Source organism: Flavobacterium erciyesense (assembly GCF_018069925.1).
GTDB classification, from domain to species: Bacteria; Bacteroidota; Bacteroidia; order Flavobacteriales; family Flavobacteriaceae; genus Flavobacterium; species Flavobacterium erciyesense.
This window is the reverse complement of sequence record NZ_JAGPXB010000021.1, coordinates 1-17,295: the sequence shown is the minus strand read 5'-3', so window position 1 is coordinate 17,295 and position 17,295 is coordinate 1. Positions and strand designations below refer to the sequence as shown.

General features: G+C 37.2%; 16 protein-coding genes and 1 pseudogene. 4 read left to right on the top strand and 13 right to left on the bottom strand.

What is annotated here, in order from left to right:
- From KBJ98_RS14820 to KBJ98_RS14760, 13 genes are all read right to left on the bottom strand, one after another.
- A partial coding sequence (locus KBJ98_RS14820) for a CoA-transferase (protein WP_317192504.1) occupies window positions 1-122 on the bottom strand: 122 nt, incomplete at its 3' end.
- A 161-nt stretch (window positions 123-283) separates the two neighbouring features.
- Window positions 284-2,593, bottom strand: a complete 2,310-nt coding sequence (locus KBJ98_RS14815) for a penicillin-binding protein 1A (protein WP_210791814.1) — start codon at window positions 2,591-2,593, stop codon at window positions 284-286.
- Window positions 2,594-2,602: 9 nt separating this feature from the next.
- Entirely contained in the window at window positions 2,603-3,082 is a 480-nt protein-coding gene (locus KBJ98_RS14810) for a gliding motility lipoprotein GldH (RefSeq protein ID WP_166132559.1), read from the bottom strand.
- Entirely contained in the window at window positions 3,066-4,373 is a 1,308-nt protein-coding gene (locus KBJ98_RS14805) for a PSP1 domain-containing protein (RefSeq protein ID WP_210791812.1), read from the bottom strand. The genes KBJ98_RS14810 and KBJ98_RS14805 overlap by 17 nt, the downstream gene beginning before the upstream one ends.
- A 185-nt stretch (window positions 4,374-4,558) precedes the next feature.
- A complete protein-coding gene (gene trhO / locus KBJ98_RS14800; protein ID WP_210791810.1) occupies window positions 4,559-5,926 on the bottom strand; it encodes an oxygen-dependent tRNA uridine(34) hydroxylase TrhO in 1,368 nt (455 codons plus the stop codon).
- Window positions 5,927-6,474: 548 nt separating this feature from the next.
- On the bottom strand, window positions 6,475-7,011 hold the full coding sequence (locus tag KBJ98_RS14795; protein WP_210791808.1) for a hypothetical protein: 537 nt from the start codon (window positions 7,009-7,011) through the stop codon (window positions 6,475-6,477).
- Window positions 7,012-7,199: 188 nt separating this feature from the next.
- Window positions 7,200-7,610, bottom strand: a complete 411-nt coding sequence (locus KBJ98_RS14790; RefSeq protein WP_114753830.1) for a BrxA/BrxB family bacilliredoxin — start codon at window positions 7,608-7,610, stop codon at window positions 7,200-7,202.
- Between the two features lie 100 nt (window positions 7,611-7,710).
- Complete coding sequence (locus tag KBJ98_RS14785; protein WP_210791806.1) at window positions 7,711-8,862, bottom strand: lycopene cyclase family protein; 1,152 nt, start codon at window positions 8,860-8,862, stop codon at window positions 7,711-7,713.
- 31 nt (window positions 8,863-8,893) lie between these two features.
- Window positions 8,894-11,155 carry a TonB-dependent receptor gene (locus KBJ98_RS14780; protein WP_210791803.1) on the bottom strand — a complete coding sequence of 754 codons (2,262 nt, stop codon included), beginning with the start codon at window positions 11,153-11,155 and terminating at the stop codon, window positions 8,894-8,896.
- A 120-nt stretch (window positions 11,156-11,275) separates the two neighbouring features.
- Window positions 11,276-12,490: a hypothetical protein gene (locus KBJ98_RS14775; RefSeq protein WP_210791801.1), complete on the bottom strand. Its 1,215-nt coding sequence runs from the start codon at window positions 12,488-12,490 to the stop codon at window positions 11,276-11,278.
- 29 nt (window positions 12,491-12,519) lie between these two features.
- The gene (locus KBJ98_RS14770; protein WP_210791800.1) at window positions 12,520-13,110 is read right to left on the bottom strand and encodes a type 1 periplasmic binding fold superfamily protein; all 591 of its coding nucleotides are present in this window, start codon (window positions 13,108-13,110) and stop codon (window positions 12,520-12,522) included.
- A gap of 158 nt (window positions 13,111-13,268) precedes the next feature.
- Complete coding sequence (locus tag KBJ98_RS14765; RefSeq protein WP_210791798.1) at window positions 13,269-14,504, bottom strand: GTP-binding protein; 1,236 nt, start codon at window positions 14,502-14,504, stop codon at window positions 13,269-13,271.
- On the bottom strand, window positions 14,501-14,848 hold the full coding sequence (locus tag KBJ98_RS14760; RefSeq protein WP_210791796.1) for a MerC domain-containing protein: 348 nt from the start codon (window positions 14,846-14,848) through the stop codon (window positions 14,501-14,503). The genes KBJ98_RS14765 and KBJ98_RS14760 overlap by 4 nt, the downstream gene beginning before the upstream one ends.
- 88 nt (window positions 14,849-14,936) lie before the next feature.
- Between KBJ98_RS14760 and KBJ98_RS14755 the strand changes: the two genes are divergently transcribed.
- From KBJ98_RS14755 to KBJ98_RS14740, 4 genes and pseudogenes are all read left to right on the top strand, one after another.
- Window positions 14,937-15,338: a Fur family transcriptional regulator gene (locus KBJ98_RS14755; protein WP_166132551.1), complete on the top strand. Its 402-nt coding sequence runs from the start codon at window positions 14,937-14,939 to the stop codon at window positions 15,336-15,338.
- A 121-nt stretch (window positions 15,339-15,459) separates the two neighbouring features.
- Entirely contained in the window at window positions 15,460-16,107 is a 648-nt protein-coding gene (locus KBJ98_RS14750) for a metal-dependent transcriptional regulator (protein WP_210791794.1), read from the top strand.
- 2 nt (window positions 16,108-16,109) lie between these two features.
- Window positions 16,110-16,928, top strand: coding sequence for a ZIP family metal transporter (locus tag KBJ98_RS14745; RefSeq protein WP_210791792.1), 819 nt, complete (start codon window positions 16,110-16,112; stop codon window positions 16,926-16,928).
- 105 nt (window positions 16,929-17,033) lie between these two features.
- Window positions 17,034-17,295: pseudogene (locus KBJ98_RS14740) on the top strand (hypothetical protein); the annotation flags it as partial.

Below are 17,295 nucleotides of genomic sequence, written 5' to 3'. Positions count from 1 at the left end.
ACCAATTCGGCAATACTATTTTCTGGAATTCCACATAATCCAAAACCGCCTAGCATGATAGTCATGCCATTTTCAATGCCTTGAAGTGCATCTTGAACGGTATTTACTTTTTTGTTAATCATAAAAATAAGGTGCTATTTATCGAATTTTATTCTATTGATGAGTTGAGTTTTAAGTACGAATACCCTAGCCCAGATAATAGTGGAAATCCTTTTTGAAAGCGATTTTTCATAGCTTTTAAAAAGATTGCAACGTATAGCTGGATTGGCTCCAAAGGAAAATTTTACAATTCAAATTCTTCTGTATCTTGCTCTACAGCAGTTGTATCTACTACTTTTTTCGGAACATAACAATCTACTTTGATAGATAAGTTAGCCGGTCTTTCAAAAGGTTCTTTGGATACTTTGAGCGCTGGATCTTCGTAACAAAGTTTCATGAAATAACCCCAAACTGGTAAAGCTGCCGTAGCTCCTTGACCATAAGTGATACTTTTGAAACGAGCCGAACGGTCTTCGCAACCCACCCAAACTCCAGTAACTAAGTTAGGTACCATTCCCATAAACCAACCATCAGATTGATTTTGTGTAGTTCCTGTTTTTCCAGCAATTGGGTTTCTAAATGAGTATGGATAACCCGTCCAGCGGTTGTCTCCATTCCCACCTCCAGTGGTACGCAAACGGTCACCTGAACCGCCTTCGGTTACTCCTTCTAGTAATTTCACCACTGCGTACGCAATGTCTTTGTTCAATACATCATGTGATTCTGGAATAGGCTCATAAATTACAACACCACTTTTATCTTCAATTTTGGTGATGAATTGTGGTTTTACATACACGCCTTGATTAGCGAAAGTACTGTAAGCCGCAACCATGTCTTGAACGGTGATTTCTACCGCTCCTAAGGCAATAGAAGGTTGCGTTACAATCTCAGATTTCACTCCTAGCTTATGCGTTAAATCGATAACAGCTTCAGGACCAACTTTGTCTATTAATTTTGCAGATACAGTATTGATTGAGTTGGCCAAACCTCTTTTTAAGGTTACCATTCCGCGGTATTTGTTGTCAGAGTTTTTTGGTTCCCAATCTTCGGTTACGTGGTGACGCCCTTTACGAATCATGAACGGACCATCCACAATTGAGTCGCAAGGTGACATATTCAACTGTTCGATTGCTGTAGCGTAAACGAACGGTTTAAAGGTAGATCCTACTTGCCTAGCTCCTTGACCTACGTGGTCGTACTGGAAATATTTGTAATTAATACCGCCTACCCAAGCTTTGATGTTTCCGGTTTGTGGCTCCATAGCCATCAATCCTGATTGTAAAAAGTGTTTGTAGTAACGGATAGAATCAAGAGGCGTCATGATGGTATCGCGCTCGCCTTTCCAGGTAAAGACTTTCATTTTGGTCTTTTCGCTAAAAGATTTTATGATTTCGTCATCGGTTTTATCCATTGATTTCATTACCGACCAACGGCTAGAGGATTTCATAGCTTGGTTGATAATTTTTTGCGTTTCTACAGCAGAAATATTAACAAAAGGAGCGTTTTTGTTGTCTTTAGATTGGTTAAAAAACTCCTCTTGCAAGTTGGCCATGTGCGCTTTTACAGCTTCTTCGGCGTGCAACTGCATTCTTGAATCAATAGTAGTATAAATTTTAAGACCATCTTTGTAAATATCGTAATCCGATCCGTCTGGCTTTTTATTCTCTTCTACCCATTTTTTCATGTAATCACGCAAATATTCTCTAAAATAAGTTGCAGTTCCGTCTTTATGAGTCTCGAGTTTAAAGTTCAATTTAATTGGTAAACTTTGTAATCTTACTTTTTCATTTTCCGAAATGATATCGGCTTTTTGCATTTGCAAAATCACCACATTGCGACGGTTTTTTACACCTTGCGGATTGCGAACAGGATTGTACAAACCAGAGTTTTTGAACATTCCCACTAATATTGCCGACTCACTTATGGTTAAGTCCTTTGGCTCCTTAGAAAAATACGTTTTAGCTGCAGAACTTACTCCAACTGAATTGTTTCCAAAGTCATATACGTTGCAATACATGGCAATAATTTCATTTTTAGTGTATTGTCTTTCTAAACGAATTGCAATAATCCATTCTTTGATTTTTTGTACAATTCGAAAAGGAAGAAACTTTGAACCTTCCCCGTGAAATAATTGTTTAGCAAGTTGTTGTGTCAACGTACTTGCTCCACCGCTAGTTCCTAGGCTAAAAATAGCTCTAAGAGTACCACGACCGTCAATACCAGAGTGATCATAAAAACGAGCATCCTCAGTAGCAACAAGGGCTTGAACTAGGTTTTTTGGTAAATCAGAATACTTTAATTGCGATCTGTTTTTTTCAAAATATTTTCCAATAACTACTCCGTCAGCCGAGATGACTTCGGTGGCTAAGTTAGAATCTGGATTTTCTAAATCCTCAAATGATGGCATAGAGCCAAAAAGTCCCCAAGAGGCAAATAGGAAGAACAAACCAATACTTCCTAATCCGATAAAGAAAATTTTCCAAAATTTCTTTTGGTAGTAAGCGACGTCCTTAATCTCGCTTTTTGTGCTAGTGTTATTTTTTTTGATTGCCATAAAACTATTTTATTCTTTTTTTTCGATTCTAAAACCTACATCTGTAATTCCGTTAAGTGCTGTAACTCCGGGAACTTTTCCGTTTTCGCGAACTGCTTGTTTGATATGTACTTTGTATTTTGAACGCAGGCGCACGTTTTCTTTGTAAAAAAGTTTACTTTCTTTCACGTCTGAAAATCCATCACCCAAAAGTGTTCCGTCAACATCGGCCATTTCGTACTCTAACGTGTCCACTTTTGTAAATCCGTTAGGTAATTCCATAGCAACAATCAAAAACAAATTGTTGTATTGGTAGTTGTTGTTGGCTCTTAAATTGACAAACAAGTTGTATCTCTTGGTCGAATCAAGAGCCGGAATAGCAAAGGTTACGGTACTGTCTTTGTGCCAAGCTGGACCGACAGATTTATATTCGTCAAAACTTCTTTTCTCATCACAAGAGGCAAGAAGTAAGACTGCTAATAAAAAAAACGCACTATTTTTTATCCACATTTTTAGTAATAATTATTGGTTTTCTAGGGCCTGCTGGTTTCTTGTCAGCAGGTGCTGGTTTGTTGGTATTGGCTGGTTTGTTTGCGTTTTGTGGTTTGTTATTGTTGTTTTTAGGGCGTGGTGGTTTAGGTCCTCCATTGGCAACAATAGCGTTCTCCGGATTTGGTTTACGCTTGCGGTTGTTCTTTTTCTTGCCTTTTGGTTGGTCAAAACGTGTTAAACTTTCTTGACCCATGGCATTGTTAAAGTTTTTCTCTGGCTCCACAATAACCTCAATAGCATAATCTTCCAGTGATGACACTTTATTTTTAAGCTTATTCTCAGCAATAATTTCTTTGACTTGATCAATTTTTAGTACATGCCAATTCGAAAAATTGTTGGTATAGGCAAACCACATCAATCCTTTGAAAATATCTTGTTTTTGGCAAATAGCATCCCCTTTTTCGGTGCTTAATTTTGTTTCAAAATCAGGAAAATGCTTCAAAGCATCCATGTAAGTGTCTAGCTCATAGTTCAAGCAACATTTCAATTTACCACATTGCCCTGCAAGTTTTTGAGGGTTCAAGGACAGTTGTTGGTAACGTGCTGCAGAGGTGTTTACACTTCTAAAATCAGTTAACCAAGTAGAGCAACACAACTCTCTTCCGCAAGAGCCAATTCCGCCCAAACGAGCTGCTTCTTGACGGAAACCTACTTGTTTCATTTCAATACGGGTGCTGAATTCTTTAGCAAAATCTTTGATTAATGCTCTAAAATCGATTCGATCGTTTGCTGTATAGTAAAAAGTAGCTTTTGATCCATCTCCTTGAAATTCAATATCCGAAATTTTCATTTCCAGTTTTTGAGCAATGGCCAATTCACGTGCGCGAACCTTCATTGGCTCTTCGCGGTCGCGTGCTGCAGACCAAATATCAATATCTTTTTGAGATGCTTTACGGTAAATTTTCGGAATTTCATTGCTGTTTGGGTTGGCTCCTTTTTTCTTCATTTGAATACGAACCAACTCTCCTGTTAAAGTAACAATACCAATGTCGTGACCAGGTGATGCTACTGTAGCAACAATATCACCAATGCTCAAAGTAAGTTTTTCAGTATTGCGATAAAATTCTTTACGACCGTTTTTGAAACGTACTTCGACACAGTCAAAAGGGGCTTCGCCGTTAGGCAAACTCATATTCGAAAGCCAATCAAAAACCGTCAATTTATTGCAGCTATCGGTGCCGCAAGTCCCATTATTTTTGCAACCCTTTGGTGCGCCACCATCAGAGGTTGAACAACTTGTACATGCCATAATCGTATATGTAGTGTTGTGACAAGCACAACTTAAGTTCTTAAAACGTTTAATTTGTAAAGATAGTATTTTTTAATTTTATGCAACAACGCCAATTTGGCGCAATCACTCATAAAATTATACTAAAAAACCCACTGCAAATGGAGTTGCAATGGGTTGGTTTTGTTTGTTTTACGGCAGTTGAGTTACTCTACAATGCGGTATAGTTTGTCTGATAACCTAATTCTGAAAGGTAATTTGAAAGTACAAGTATCTCCAGCAATAGCTTTTTGTTGCGCCGTTCCGTTCACCATCATTTCCTCAATGGTTAAAATTTGTTCTCCGGTAGTGCTGCCTTTTATCATTACACTATCGCCAATTTTCAATTCATTTTCTTCAATTAAAAACTGACCAATGTTGGATTTTGGGAAAAAGTGAGCGCCTTTACCCAAATATTCTTTCTTGATTTTTACGGCTTTTTTTGCAATCGGCTTTCTTTTTGCTAATTCACTCAAGTCGGGAATAGCTGCTAACGGATCGGCATTGTTTTTAAAAAGTAACTTATCTGATTTTCCTTTTTTGAAAATCTTATTTCCGTTTTTTATTCCTCTGCGAATGGCTTTTTGCTCTTCTTCAGGCAAGTGAATTACAGTCACACATTCAACCGAACAACAACCTTGCATTTTTTCTTTGCAAGAATCACACTGAATAAAAAGCAAGTGGCAACCCTCATTTTCACAATTGGTATGTACATCACAAGGCGCACCACATTGATGGCATTGCGAAACAATATCATCTGTAATGCGTTCTCCCAAGCGGTGATCAAAGACAAAGTTTTTACCTATAAATTTGCTCTCTAGATTTTCTTCTTTTATTTGCTTGGCGTAGTTGATAATACCACCTTCCAGCTGAAAAACATTCTTAAAACCTTGGTGTTTAAAGTAAGCCGATGCTTTTTCGCAACGTATGCCGCCCGTGCAATACATCACCAAGTTTTTATCTTCCTTAAAGTCTTTTAATTGCTCATTAATAATTGGCAACGACTCTCTAAACGTATCTACATCAGGAGTGATAGCGCCTTTAAAATAGCCAATTTCACTCTCGTAATGGTTTCTAAAATCGACTACAATTGTGTTAGGATCATCTAGAATTTCGTTGAATTCTTTCGCTTTTAGGTGCACACCTATGTTGGTTACATCAAAAGTTTCATCGTTCAAACCATCGGCAACAATTTTGTCACGCACCTTAATCGTTAGTTTCAAAAACGAGTGATCGTCATGCTCTACCGCAATATTCAAGCGCATCCCTTTCATGAAATCGTACGCTTCAACGGTATCTTTGAAGGCATAAAAATTATCGGCAGGCAATGATAATTGTGCATTGATTCCTTCTTTGGCTACATAAATTCGGCCTAAAACATCCAAAGGATTCCAAGCGCGGAATAAATCATTACGAAATTGAGTGGGATCTTGAATTTGCGCATAAGCATAGAACGACAAAGTGAGTCTTTGTTTTCCGGCATCATCAATCATGATGGCTCTTTCCTCTGCGCTTAAGGTGTTGTACAGTTGCATGCTATAAACAGTTTAAGTGAGAAATGTATTTTTTGCAAAAGTAGTCAAAAAGGTCCAAAGGCGCAAAGTTTTGAAGGGACTAAGGTTTGCAATCAATAAATAGATGCTTAGTTTTTCTTAAAGTCTCAATGGTTTGTTTTTCTTGGAGCTATTTCCAGCTTTCCGCTATATCTCTTGTTTTCGCTATCGCTACAACAAGAGGATGCCGCTGCAATCTGGGCTAGGGGAGTTTTGGTTAAAAAGGCATTTTGCAATTATTTTATCTTTCTTAGGAACGAAGACTCGAGTGCTAGAGAATCAGCGGAGTAATCTTTGATTGGTGAGCAATTTGTGGAGACTCTTCCTTCGTCAGAGTGACATATTGTGGTACGAATTATTTTTGCGGTAATTTTGTTATTCTGACGAAGAAAGAATCTTTATTTGTTGAGCAACCTAATGAGATCCTTCGTTAGTCAGAGTGACAAGTTTAGTAGAATAAAATAGTTATTTTTGTTGGCTGACTTTTGAAAGTAATCTCTTTTGAAATGATTGATTTTAGAAGAGTTTGTCTAATACTGTAGATCAGGCAAGTCAAAATTTTTACTAGCTTGTTTTCGTATTTCGAGTAAGTCTTTCTTTTTTATTGTAAAAATAAGCTCTTTCTTTCGGTAACAATTACCATTTTTAAAATCCAACTTTATACCGCTATTATATTCATGTGCATGAGGTAATGAAGGGAAAGGATCCGCATCATTTTTATGGATTAGCCAGATTAAACCTTTTGATTTAATCTTGACTTTATAGTGAGTCAATAAGTCCTTTGGTATAATGTCCTCATCTGTAGCTATCTTAAAAAGTACAGTTTTAAAATCAAAGTTAGATATTATATTCTTTGCTTCTTCATATTTAATTTCTAAATCCCAAAAATCAAGAGGGTATTCCCATTCAAATTTATCTTTTAATGAAAGGAATATTGCATCAAAAATGTCTTCTCTTGAAATTGCAATTTTTTTAACTTCTGAGTAGTGAACAGATAATTTATTTAATATTAGATCAAGATTTTCAATTTTTTTTAGAGACTCATTTGCCGTTTCTGCGGATATCATAGCTTATTTATGTTTAATTATTCCTAATGTGTCTAAAATTACTTATTTTTTTGTTATATCGTTTTCTATTTTGTCAAAAAAATTGAACCATAATACTTGATAATAGTCAAGAGAATCAACGAATTGAACCGCTCCAAATAAAAAAACCACGCCGAAACGTGGTTTTAAATTCTATACTTTGACAGGTATTAGCAATACTCGTTGAAAGCGTCTCTTAGGTTTTCAGCAATTAGTTCTGCTGGGCGACCTTCAATGTGGTGACGCTCTAGCATGTGCACTAATTCTCCGTTTTTGAACAAAGCCATACTTGGCGATGATGGTGGAAAAGGGAACATGTGTTGTCTTGCAGCATCAACTGCATCTTTATCAACTCCTGCAAAAACAGTAATTAATTGATCTGGTTTTTTACCACCTTCTAAACTCATTTTTGCTCCTGGGCGTGCATTACGCGCAGCACAACCACAAACCGAGTTTACAACTACAAGCGTTGTTCCTTCTGCTTTTAATGCGTTTTCTACTGCTTCGGCACTATGTAAATCTTGAAAACCTGCTGCAGTAAGTTCTGCTTGCATTGGTTTTACCATTTCTTCTGGATACATATCTTTTATTTTAAATCATTAGTAATTAAGTCCTGCAAAGTTACAAAGTTTACATTCAAGAACAGAACTTCAATTATAAAGTTTTGTTATAGTTTGATTGTTATTTTAGGGCTTTGGCGGCCACGTGAAAAATGGCTTTGATAAACAACATTTTCGGACATTTTAAAATCACCTGAATATCTTCTTTTAGTGAAGTTTCTTCATCCAAAAATTTAAAGATCACCGCTGGATTTCCTTTTTTGAACATCGAAGAAAAAATGTGCGAACCCAATTCGTTTTTGCGGTCTAAAATGTCTAACAACAGCAAATCATAAAACCAGAATTTGTTTTTTTTATGAAATTTAGTAAAGTCGGTTTCTCTTTGTAAAAAGGCAACCAATTCAGTTGATTTTTTATCAGAATTTTTGAAAGTGTAACCCGTGCTTGCCTTGGTCCAACCGCCAGAAGTACCAATGTTGATGACGTTTTTAGTGTTCGATTTCCAAAAAGGATAACACGTCATCGGGATGCTGCCTTGTTCTTTTTCAACAATTTCATAGTTCGTAATCCCTAGTTTTTGAATGTATTGTTGGATTTCGTTTTCGTATTCCTCTTTTTTTAAATGTTGGTGCGAAAACAAAGTGTATTCCAGTAAAGCTTCGGTTTTTGAAGTGGGCAACACGTACATAAAACGAGTATTTCCTTTTTGTGCTACCGAAAAATCCATGAACGTGGCTTGCTCATTATTGAAAACAGCTTGCTCACTTTTGATAAACCAACCTATAAAATGCTGTTGTAGAACAGGATATTTTTTCTGATTTTCTGCCTTTTGTCTGTGGTAAATACTATTGAATAATTTCGCGCACGAAAAAGATTCGCTTTCTGTTTGTACCAAAATTATAGTTTCGGATTCTTCAATAGTCAAGACTTTCTGATTCAAGAAAGTGACGTTTATTTGTTTCGAAAGCAAATCAAAAACTTGGTTGTAAAAATCAAGTCCTTTCACCATATTGTAGTGATACGGTTGCAAGTCTAAATCCCTGCGAAAAGCTGCATTGGCAAACAAAGCCGAATCCCATTTTTTAGAAATAGCTGGTTCCCAAAGTGAATCGGTTGTTTTCCAGAAACACCAGGTTCTATCATTGGTTTTTTTGGAGTTTTCATCCAGTAACAAAATACTTTTATCCGCAAACGATCCTGATTGAATCATTTTGTAAACTGTCATTAAAGCCGATAGTCCCGCGCCAGTAAAAATATAGTCGTAGTGTTTCATGGCTCAAAAATACAACTTTAAGACCAAAAAATTAATCAAAATGATATCGCAGACCTATAAAAAAACGTCTTCCTTGATTGGGTCCGTACGCATAAGTAGGGTCAAAAGTGAGTGCGAATGGATTATCAGCCGTAGGGATTACCGCTCCCGAATTGTCAACTTGTACATTGGAATCAAAAGGATCATTGGCGCGGGCTATTAAGAAGGGATTACCGCGATTGGGTGTCCAATTAAGTAGGTTTTTGACACCAGTGTACAACTCTAGATTATGAATTTTTTTGAAAGTCATTTGTATATTCTGAATGCTGTATGGTTTAGAAATTTCACGACGTGGATCAAGTTCGCTTAGCAAAGGCAAACGCATGGGTCCAGTTAGATTTCCTGTAAAATCAAAAGATAAAAACCAGTTTGAAATATCATAACTTAAGCCCCAGTTTAGGCTGTATCTTTCTGTAAATAATGGTCTCAAACTAATACCGTCTTGTGTTGTCATGGCATCAAAGTAGCTAGTCCCAATGTTAGCTTTGAGTCCAAACGGGCTAACCCAATCAGCATTGGCGCTGAGTCCGAAAATAGTGGAGTTGCCGTTTAAATTATCATAAATTATTTGATTCGGGTTGATGTCGTAATTTGCAAAAATTCGGTTGGTGAAATAAGTGTACCAAGACGCAAGTTCAAGATTAAGTACGCCCGCATTGGTCAATTTGAATTTTTTCAGATAATTTAAGTTCAGGTTGTATGAGGTTTCTGGTTTTAAATTAGATTGTATCACGACTTCTCGAGCGCCAGACAAAGCTTGATGATCTTCGGTAAAAAGGTTTACGATTCTAAAACCCGTTCCAAAATTGAATCGTAAGATATCTGTTGGCGTTGGTTTGAATTTAAATGCAAAACGAGGTGTAAAAATGGAGCCGTGATTGTCATTGTAATCATAACGTAAGCCAATTAGTGTGCTGGTTTTTTCGTTGTGGGTGATTTCATCTTGAGCAAAAGCACTGTAAATTTTAGAATGATTCGCTGTTGCCGTTGCGGGCGTGTTGTCATTATAAAATTGATATCGAAGTGCCGTACCAAAAAGAACCGAGTGGTTGCTCCAGTTTTTGTCCCAAATGAATTGGCCAAATGCTATTTTCTGATTGGCCAAAAAAGTAGCATTTCCATAAACGGAGTTTTGGTCATGACCAATAACCGAAAATTGAAAGAACATTTTTTCGGCTACGGGAAGCTCGTATTTCCCTAGAAATTCGTAGCGCGAAGTGTAAATGCTTTCGCCATACACTTGGTCTCCGCCTCTAAAACTCTTGTTCCATTGCATTTCTCCGCCCCAGCGATCTTCATAAAGGTAACGAGATACAAGGCTAAACTCTTTTTTAGAAGCTCTGTTGATGTTTATTTTAGAGAAAAAAGAACCTCTGTTTTGCAAAGAAACATCGGTAAAATTGTCATTGTTGTTGTCAATGGGATTGTTGTAAGTGAAATAATTTACACCAAATAGGGCTGTAGCCTTGGAGCCAATATTGGTTTTATAACCAAGGTCAACATTCGTTTCGAGCCAAGATGTAGTAAAAACATCGGCTGTAAATAAAGGAACTGCGAACGGTTTTTTAGTAATAATGTTAATTAAACCGCCTACTGCCTCGCTGCCATACAGTGTAGATGCCGCGCCTTTGACCACTTCTATTTTATCAATCATGGCATTTGGAATGCCTGAAAGCCCGTAAACAGTACCGAGAGCACTCACAATAGGCATCCCGTCAATAGTGACCATGGTGTAAGGGCCGTCAAGTCCGTTAATGCGAATGTCACCCGTATTACACACATTGCAATTGTTTTGAGGTCGTAAACCATTTACGTTTTGTAAGGCATCCAAGACATTGCTGGTTGGGTTTTGTTTTAAAAAAGGAGCCGAAATAATCTCAACAGGAACGGGGTTTTCTAACCTTTTTACGGGTTTAAGTGTGCCTGAAACTACTACTTCGTCTAGTTGATTTTCAGTATTTTCAAGTGCAAAATTAAGTATAATTTCTTGCTCATCTTTTATGTTGACGTTTTTGTTTTTTGTTTGAAAACCGTTTGCTATTACTTGAATGGTGTAATTACCATTTGGAATTTCAGAAAAAAAATACTGTCCTAAACTATCGGTTTGAGTGACGAAAGTGGTTTTTAGCAAGGAAACTGTTGCGCCAGGTATCGGTTGGTTGTTAGAAGTTATCTTACCCGAGACGCTTTTTTTGTTTTGGCTGTAGCCGATAAAAAATAGCAACAGCATGCTTATTACAATTGTATTTTTCATTTTATAAAAATATAAATTTAGACAAAGCTAAAAAATAATTTATTAAAAAAGCGATTTGTTTAAAAACAAACCGCTTAGTTCCCCCAAATTAACCAAAACTATAGGGATTTATAAACTTATTTAATGGTCGCCATTGTTTTCGAATCCCATTAAAGTGAGACGAAATGGTGTGTTTGATACTTTTATTTTTTTAATGTCATTATTATTTTTAATGTTGGCCATCCATAATTCGCCCGTTGCAGGTGCAGTGATATAAACAAATCGCTGCGTGAATTCCATTTGTGGTTTTTGCGTTGCTGTTTTTAAAGTTGGCGCAATGATATTTCTTTCAGTTGCAGCTACAGTGAGTGTATTTAAGTCGTACGAAATAAAATTTCCTGAATGCAATAAGATGCCAAGTTTACTATTGTCGTAGCTTACTTTACATTGCATGATATCGGTATTTTCAATTATTGGTTTAACTGTTTTAGCAATAACATCGATCAAGTACGCGCCTTTTGCAGCGGTATACCCAACAAATTTGCCTTTGGTGTTGGTTTCAAGTATTGTTCCAAACCATGCAGTTCCAAAACCTTCAGGATGTGGAATTAAACTTTGTTCTCCATTGTTTTTTACCACCAAAATCCCGCTTGACGAACCAAAAACAGCTTGATCACCATCTGCTGCATTGCCATGGATTCCTTTGGTTGCAATAGTAGAGGCAAATAATTCTTTACCAGTTTTGTCAATTATTTTTACTCGCTCAGGAAGTGTTCCAGGAATAGAATTGTCTTTTTCAGTAATAGCATATGTGCCATTCGCAAAAACAGCCATAGCACCATGATGCGCTCTTAATCCGGTGGTAATGGTTTTCATTGTAGCGCCATTTTTGTGGATTTCTGACTCTAGACCCACTGTTAAGGTACCATCACCATCATTGAAGGTTAGGATTTCTCCAAAATTACTTTTAAAGTGTGTTGGCTTTGATGAAATACCTGTTAGTGCACCAAATTTTGGTGTTCCTTTTATGTCAACATGATCACCATGAAACTCTAGTCCAGTATCGAAAGTTTCTGTTAAGTTGTTTTCGCGGTGAATGATGCCTGCAAAACGGCCAGAAGCACTCGTGTACAAAGCTGATTTAGGGTGTTTTGCTTCAAATGAAATGCTGTTTCCTTGTAGTGGATTTACCAAGGTTAGTGCTGTTGTGGTTTCATCTGAAATTAAAACGCGTAGGTGTTTGAATTCAGTTGTGCTTTCGTCAACTACTGTATCGTTGTTGTCGTCATTCGAGCAGGATTGTGTGACTAGAGCAAGAGTTGCAAACGTTGCTAAATAGGCTAAAGATTTTTTCATTATTGTTTTTTATTTAGTTTTAAAAATTACTATTCTACTGTGATTGGAAAATCAACTTCAATATCTGTTGCGCCACCGGCATTGGTAATGTCGCCTAGAGCCACATTTGAGGCATTTTTGTTCGGTCCGTGTCGTAAGCTGGCTCTCAAAGTGCCACTTGCTGCAGTGGTCGTGGTAAATGTAAACTCGAGCCCTAGGGGTTTCCCATTTTTATCAAAATTGCTTGGATTTTTAGAATAGCTAAAGGGTTGCAATGTACCTGTTGTTTGAAAAAACATTTGGTGTTCGGTAGCTTCAGCTATTATCTCAGGTGTAATATCTATTGCCGGTATAGCTAGATCGTCTCTAAATGTTATGCTACCATTATAGGTTTTAGATCGCTCAAAAGGACTGCTAATACTAATTTGTGGTGCATTAGCTCCTTCGCCATCAAGGTCTTTGTACTCAAGTACAATGGTTTTTCCAGCAGTGGTTGGTACAAATTGTAACCTAACAGTTGTGATGAACTCTCCTTCATTCGTAGGTGCAACCACATCGTCAGTATTGGAGCAGGAGTTAAGTACTAAGGCCGAAAAAACGAGGGCGAAAAATTTGAAAAAGTGCTGCTTTCGATTGTTCATGAAGTAAGGTGTTTAATTTTCTATTTCGTTAATGCAATTGTGTTGCAAATATATTTATTATTTTTAATAACGCAACAATGTTGCAATAAATATTTTGTAAACAGTTTTTTTAAGTGAAATGGTAAACAAAAGCCCTCCTTTTTCAAGAAATAATATTGCTAAGTCATAGTTGCATAAGTTGCTGTAGGCGTTGCTGTTCTTGCCAATGGAAAGGAATCTGCAGCTAAAAAAGTGCCTTGCTTAAGTGATTGTATTTCTTCATCAGTACAAATACAGTTTTGCAAGAGCGTATGTAGCGCCTCCTTGTCCATTTCAATTCCAATAAAAACGAGTTCATTGAGTCGATCGCCAAACGTTGCTGTCCATCGTTCTTCGATCACATCTTGAAATTCTACAAAATTTCCGAAGGTTAATCTTTCGCCAAGAGGCATACTTGCCCACCATACTCCAGCTTCTTCGGCCTTTCTGGATCCACCTGCCTGGCTCCAATTGATGGCTTGGTCTGCTCGTGATGCAATCCAAAAAAGACCCTTACTTCTGATAACAGATTGGGGAAATTGTTCCAAAAGAAATTCCCACAATCGGTCTGGGTGAAAAGGTTTCTCTTCTCTAAAAACGAAAGAATTGATGCCGTATGCTTCTGTTTCTGGGGTATGAAATCCTTCTAGTTCACGAATCCAGCCTGCAGATGTCTCAGCTTCTTCATAATTAAACAATTGGGTGTTTAAAATTGCGTTTAAAGGAACTCGTCCGAACTGTGACTCTATCAATGTAGCGCCTGCATTTAGTTTACGCAAGGTTGCTTTTAGAGTTTTGAGCTCTTTGTCGTTTACCAAATCTGTTTTGTTTAGAATGATAACATTTGCAAATTCAATTTGGTCTACTAGTAAATTCACGATGGTTCTGTTATCATTTTCAATATCAGATAAATTCTGTGTTTGTAAGGTTTGGTCAGAACCAAAATCTTTAAAGAAATTGAAGGCATCCACTACGGTAACCATCGTATCTATGTAGCTGAAATGAGATAAATCAATATTTTCTTCCTCGTTAATAAAAGAAAAAGTTTGAGCTACTGGAATGGGTTCGCTAATACCCGAACTTTCTATCAATAGGTAATCAAAGCGATCTTCCCTGGCCAGTTTTTCCACTTCGATCATGAGGTCCTCTCGTAAGGTGCAACAAATACAACCATTACTCATCTCGACCAATCGTTCCTCTGTACGGGATAAGGTATTTTCGGCTTTGACCAAATTGGCGTCAATATTAACTTCGCTCATATCGTTTACGATTACAGCAACTTTTAAGCCCTCTTTATTATGAAGAATGTGATTCAACAAGGTTGTTTTTCCGGCTCCGAGAAAACCAGATAATACAGTTACGGGTAATTTTTTCATGTGTGTTTTTGGTTTATAAAATTTAGTAAGTGTGCCGCTATGATTCCTGAAGCGCCAATGTAAATTAGTGGGGTTTCGATTTTAAAAATGATTTCCAATAAAATACTTAGGAATAGAAGGGCGAGTGAGCTGGTTAAAAGGACTGCAACAATCGTCTTCCCGTCGCGCAGTGCGGGTATGGCTGCGCAAAGGCCAATGCAGGCAAATAGTAAATCAAAATAGGGATTGTGATTGACCATTACTGGAAACATACTCAGTATAGGCAATGCTAAACAATGGACTAAACACAAAATAGCGCTAGTTACACCCAAAAAATCTGGAGCTAAGGCTGTTAATTTTTTCATTTTCTTGTATCTTTGATTAATGCAATAAAGTTGCAAATGTATGGTTTTTATCTAAATGCAACAATGTTGCATTAATATATTTTAAAATATGAAAGCAAGCCGCAATACCACAGCAAAAACAACCATTTTAGAGATCATAAAAAACGCATCCGTGGCTTTATCACATACCGAAATTCAGGCGTTAAGCCAAAACGTATGCGATCGGGTTACTATTTACCGTGTTTTGGATCGTTTGGTATCCGAGGATGTGATTCATAAAATTGTAAATCATGACGGTACCATAAAGTATGCAAGTTGCCATCATGAGCATGAGCACGATCATGACGTAAAACATTCTCATACGCACAATCACATACATTTCAGTTGTACCAAATGTCTGGCAGTGACTTGCCTTGATGAGGTGAAGCCCGTATTTAGTCTTCCTGATAATTATTTGGTACACGATTTTAATTTCACCTTATCAGGTCTTTGCCCAACTTGTTCTTTATAGTTTAGACTTGTCTAAAAATATTTTTTATATTAACTTTTTTGTGTAAGTTTGTCATTACATAGGTTTTGTGCTTTTTATGCATTTGAGCAAAAAAGTTGTTGCCATGCGTTAATTGTTTGTTATGACTTTATCCGAAGAGAATTATTTAAAAACGATATACCATCTTTCTGCTATTGCAGATGCTGCAGTGAGTACGAATGCTATCGCCGAAAAGATGAACACCAAAGCATCATCTGTCACTGATATGCTAAAGAAATTAGCCGAAAAGAACTGCATCAATTACATCAAGTACCAAGGAGTTTCACTAACTGATACAGGAAAGTTAGCAGCTAAGATGATTGTTCGAAAGCACCGTCTGTGGGAAACATTTCTAGTCGAAAAACTCGATTTTGCTTGGGATGAGGTGCACGAATTAGCGGAGCAATTAGAACACATCAAATCTGAAAAGCTCATCAATAAACTGGATGATTTTTTAGGAAATCCAACCGAAGATCCCCATGGTGACCCAATTCCAGATGCTCAGGGACGTATTCTTAAAATAGAAAAACAACTGCTTTCTGAATGTGAAAAAGGTAGAATCGGAATTTGTGTGGGTGTAAAAGATACTTCCTCTGATTTTTTAAAATACCTCGACAAACAAGAAATTGCTTTGGGTTCTCAAATGGAAATTATAGAAAAAGAAAGTTTCGATGCTTCTTTACGCATTCGTGTGGGCTCGAATGAAATTACCGTATCTCATAAAATTGCTAGTAACATTTATATTCAATAATTATGTTTGAATCGTTAGTTGATTATTTTACCAGTATTGATCCTATTTTGGCTGCGCTCTATGCCAGTTTATTTACTTGGTTTTTAACTGCATTAGGTGCTTCGTTTGTTTTTTTATTCAAAACTATGAACCGGACCGTCCTTGATGGTATGCTTGGTTTTACGGGTGGTGTAATGGTGGCAGCCAGTTTTTGGAGTTTATTGGCGCCAGCAATCGAAATGACAGGCGGAGAAGGTTTTGCAAAGGTAATTCCTGCAGCTTTTGGTTTTTCGCTTGGTGCACTTTTCATTTTTGGGATAGACAAAGTATTGCCTCATTTACACATTAATTTTAAAGTTTCCGAAGGAGTAAAGTCGCCGTGGCAACGCACCACATTATTGGTATCTGCAATTACGCTGCACAATATTCCCGAAGGTTTGGCGGTTGGTGTTTTGTTTGGTGGTGTTGCTGCCGGAATTCCTGAGGCTTCTATAGGAGCAGCTTTGACACTCGCAATTGGGATTGGGATTCAAAACTTTCCCGAAGGAATTGCTGTTGCAATGCCGTTACGACGTATGGGAATGAGCCGCTGGAAAAGTTTTTTCTACGGACAGTCATCTGCCTTAGTGGAGCCTGTTGCGGCTGTTTTAGGTGCTTTTGCTGTTACTTTTTTCACCCCTATTTTACCTTATGCTTTGGCTTTTGCCGCAGGCGCAATGATTTTTGTGGTTGTTGAAGAGGTAATTCCAGAAACCCAACAGGATAAAAATACTGATATCGCTACTTTAGGTTTCATAGGTGGATTTATTGTGATGATGGTATTGGATGTGGCATTAGGTTAGAAAATTAAGTGTCATTTGGCTTTTTGAATCTTAATGCTCTTAATGGTTTAAAAAATGAGCTAAATGTTTTCTACATTTACATAGGAACCAAATCTATAAATACAAATGAAAAAGTCAATTCTATTCCTTTTTATGATGATTAGCAGTTTAGTTTTGGCTCAAAGCCTAAAGCCTGCTAAACTAAAGGTAATCACTGTCAAGCAAAAAGTGTGTCGCAGTAAAAAAGGGTTTCAATTTGTTTTAAAAACGATTGAAAGTGATTCGCGTTGCCCTAAAGGAACTACTTGTATTTGGGCAGGAGAGGTAAGTGCTGTTCTGCAAGTCTTCGACGGACACAAACAAGTTGAAGAAACAACTTTGGTTTTTA

Bases quoted from the DNA above. Each gene is read 5' to 3' on its own strand.
- KBJ98_RS14815 (WP_210791814.1), bottom strand. From the start codon at position 2,593: ATGGCAATCAAAAAAAATAACACTAGCACAAAAAGCGAGATTAAGGAC.
- KBJ98_RS14810 (WP_166132559.1), bottom strand. From the start codon at position 3,082: ATGTGGATAAAAAATAGTGCGTTTTTTTTATTAGCAGTCTTACTTCTT.
- KBJ98_RS14805 (WP_210791812.1), bottom strand. From the start codon at position 4,373: ATGGCATGTACAAGTTGTTCAACCTCTGATGGTGGCGCACCAAAGGGT.
- trhO (WP_210791810.1), bottom strand. From the start codon at position 5,926: ATGCAACTGTACAACACCTTAAGCGCAGAGGAAAGAGCCATCATGATT.
- KBJ98_RS14795 (WP_210791808.1), bottom strand. From the start codon at position 7,011: ATGATATCCGCAGAAACGGCAAATGAGTCTCTAAAAAAAATTGAAAAT.
- KBJ98_RS14790 (WP_114753830.1), bottom strand. From the start codon at position 7,610: ATGTATCCAGAAGAAATGGTAAAACCAATGCAAGCAGAACTTACTGCA.
- KBJ98_RS14785 (WP_210791806.1), bottom strand. From the start codon at position 8,862: ATGAAACACTACGACTATATTTTTACTGGCGCGGGACTATCGGCTTTA.
- KBJ98_RS14780 (WP_210791803.1), bottom strand. From the start codon at position 11,155: ATGAAAAATACAATTGTAATAAGCATGCTGTTGCTATTTTTTATCGGC.
- KBJ98_RS14775 (WP_210791801.1), bottom strand. From the start codon at position 12,490: ATGAAAAAATCTTTAGCCTATTTAGCAACGTTTGCAACTCTTGCTCTA.
- KBJ98_RS14770 (WP_210791800.1), bottom strand. From the start codon at position 13,110: ATGAACAATCGAAAGCAGCACTTTTTCAAATTTTTCGCCCTCGTTTTT.
- KBJ98_RS14765 (WP_210791798.1), bottom strand. From the start codon at position 14,504: ATGAAAAAATTACCCGTAACTGTATTATCTGGTTTTCTCGGAGCCGGA.
- KBJ98_RS14760 (WP_210791796.1), bottom strand. From the start codon at position 14,848: ATGAAAAAATTAACAGCCTTAGCTCCAGATTTTTTGGGTGTAACTAGC.
- KBJ98_RS14755 (WP_166132551.1), top strand. From the start codon at position 14,937: ATGAAAGCAAGCCGCAATACCACAGCAAAAACAACCATTTTAGAGATC.
- KBJ98_RS14750 (WP_210791794.1), top strand. From the start codon at position 15,460: ATGACTTTATCCGAAGAGAATTATTTAAAAACGATATACCATCTTTCT.
- KBJ98_RS14745 (WP_210791792.1), top strand. From the start codon at position 16,110: ATGTTTGAATCGTTAGTTGATTATTTTACCAGTATTGATCCTATTTTG.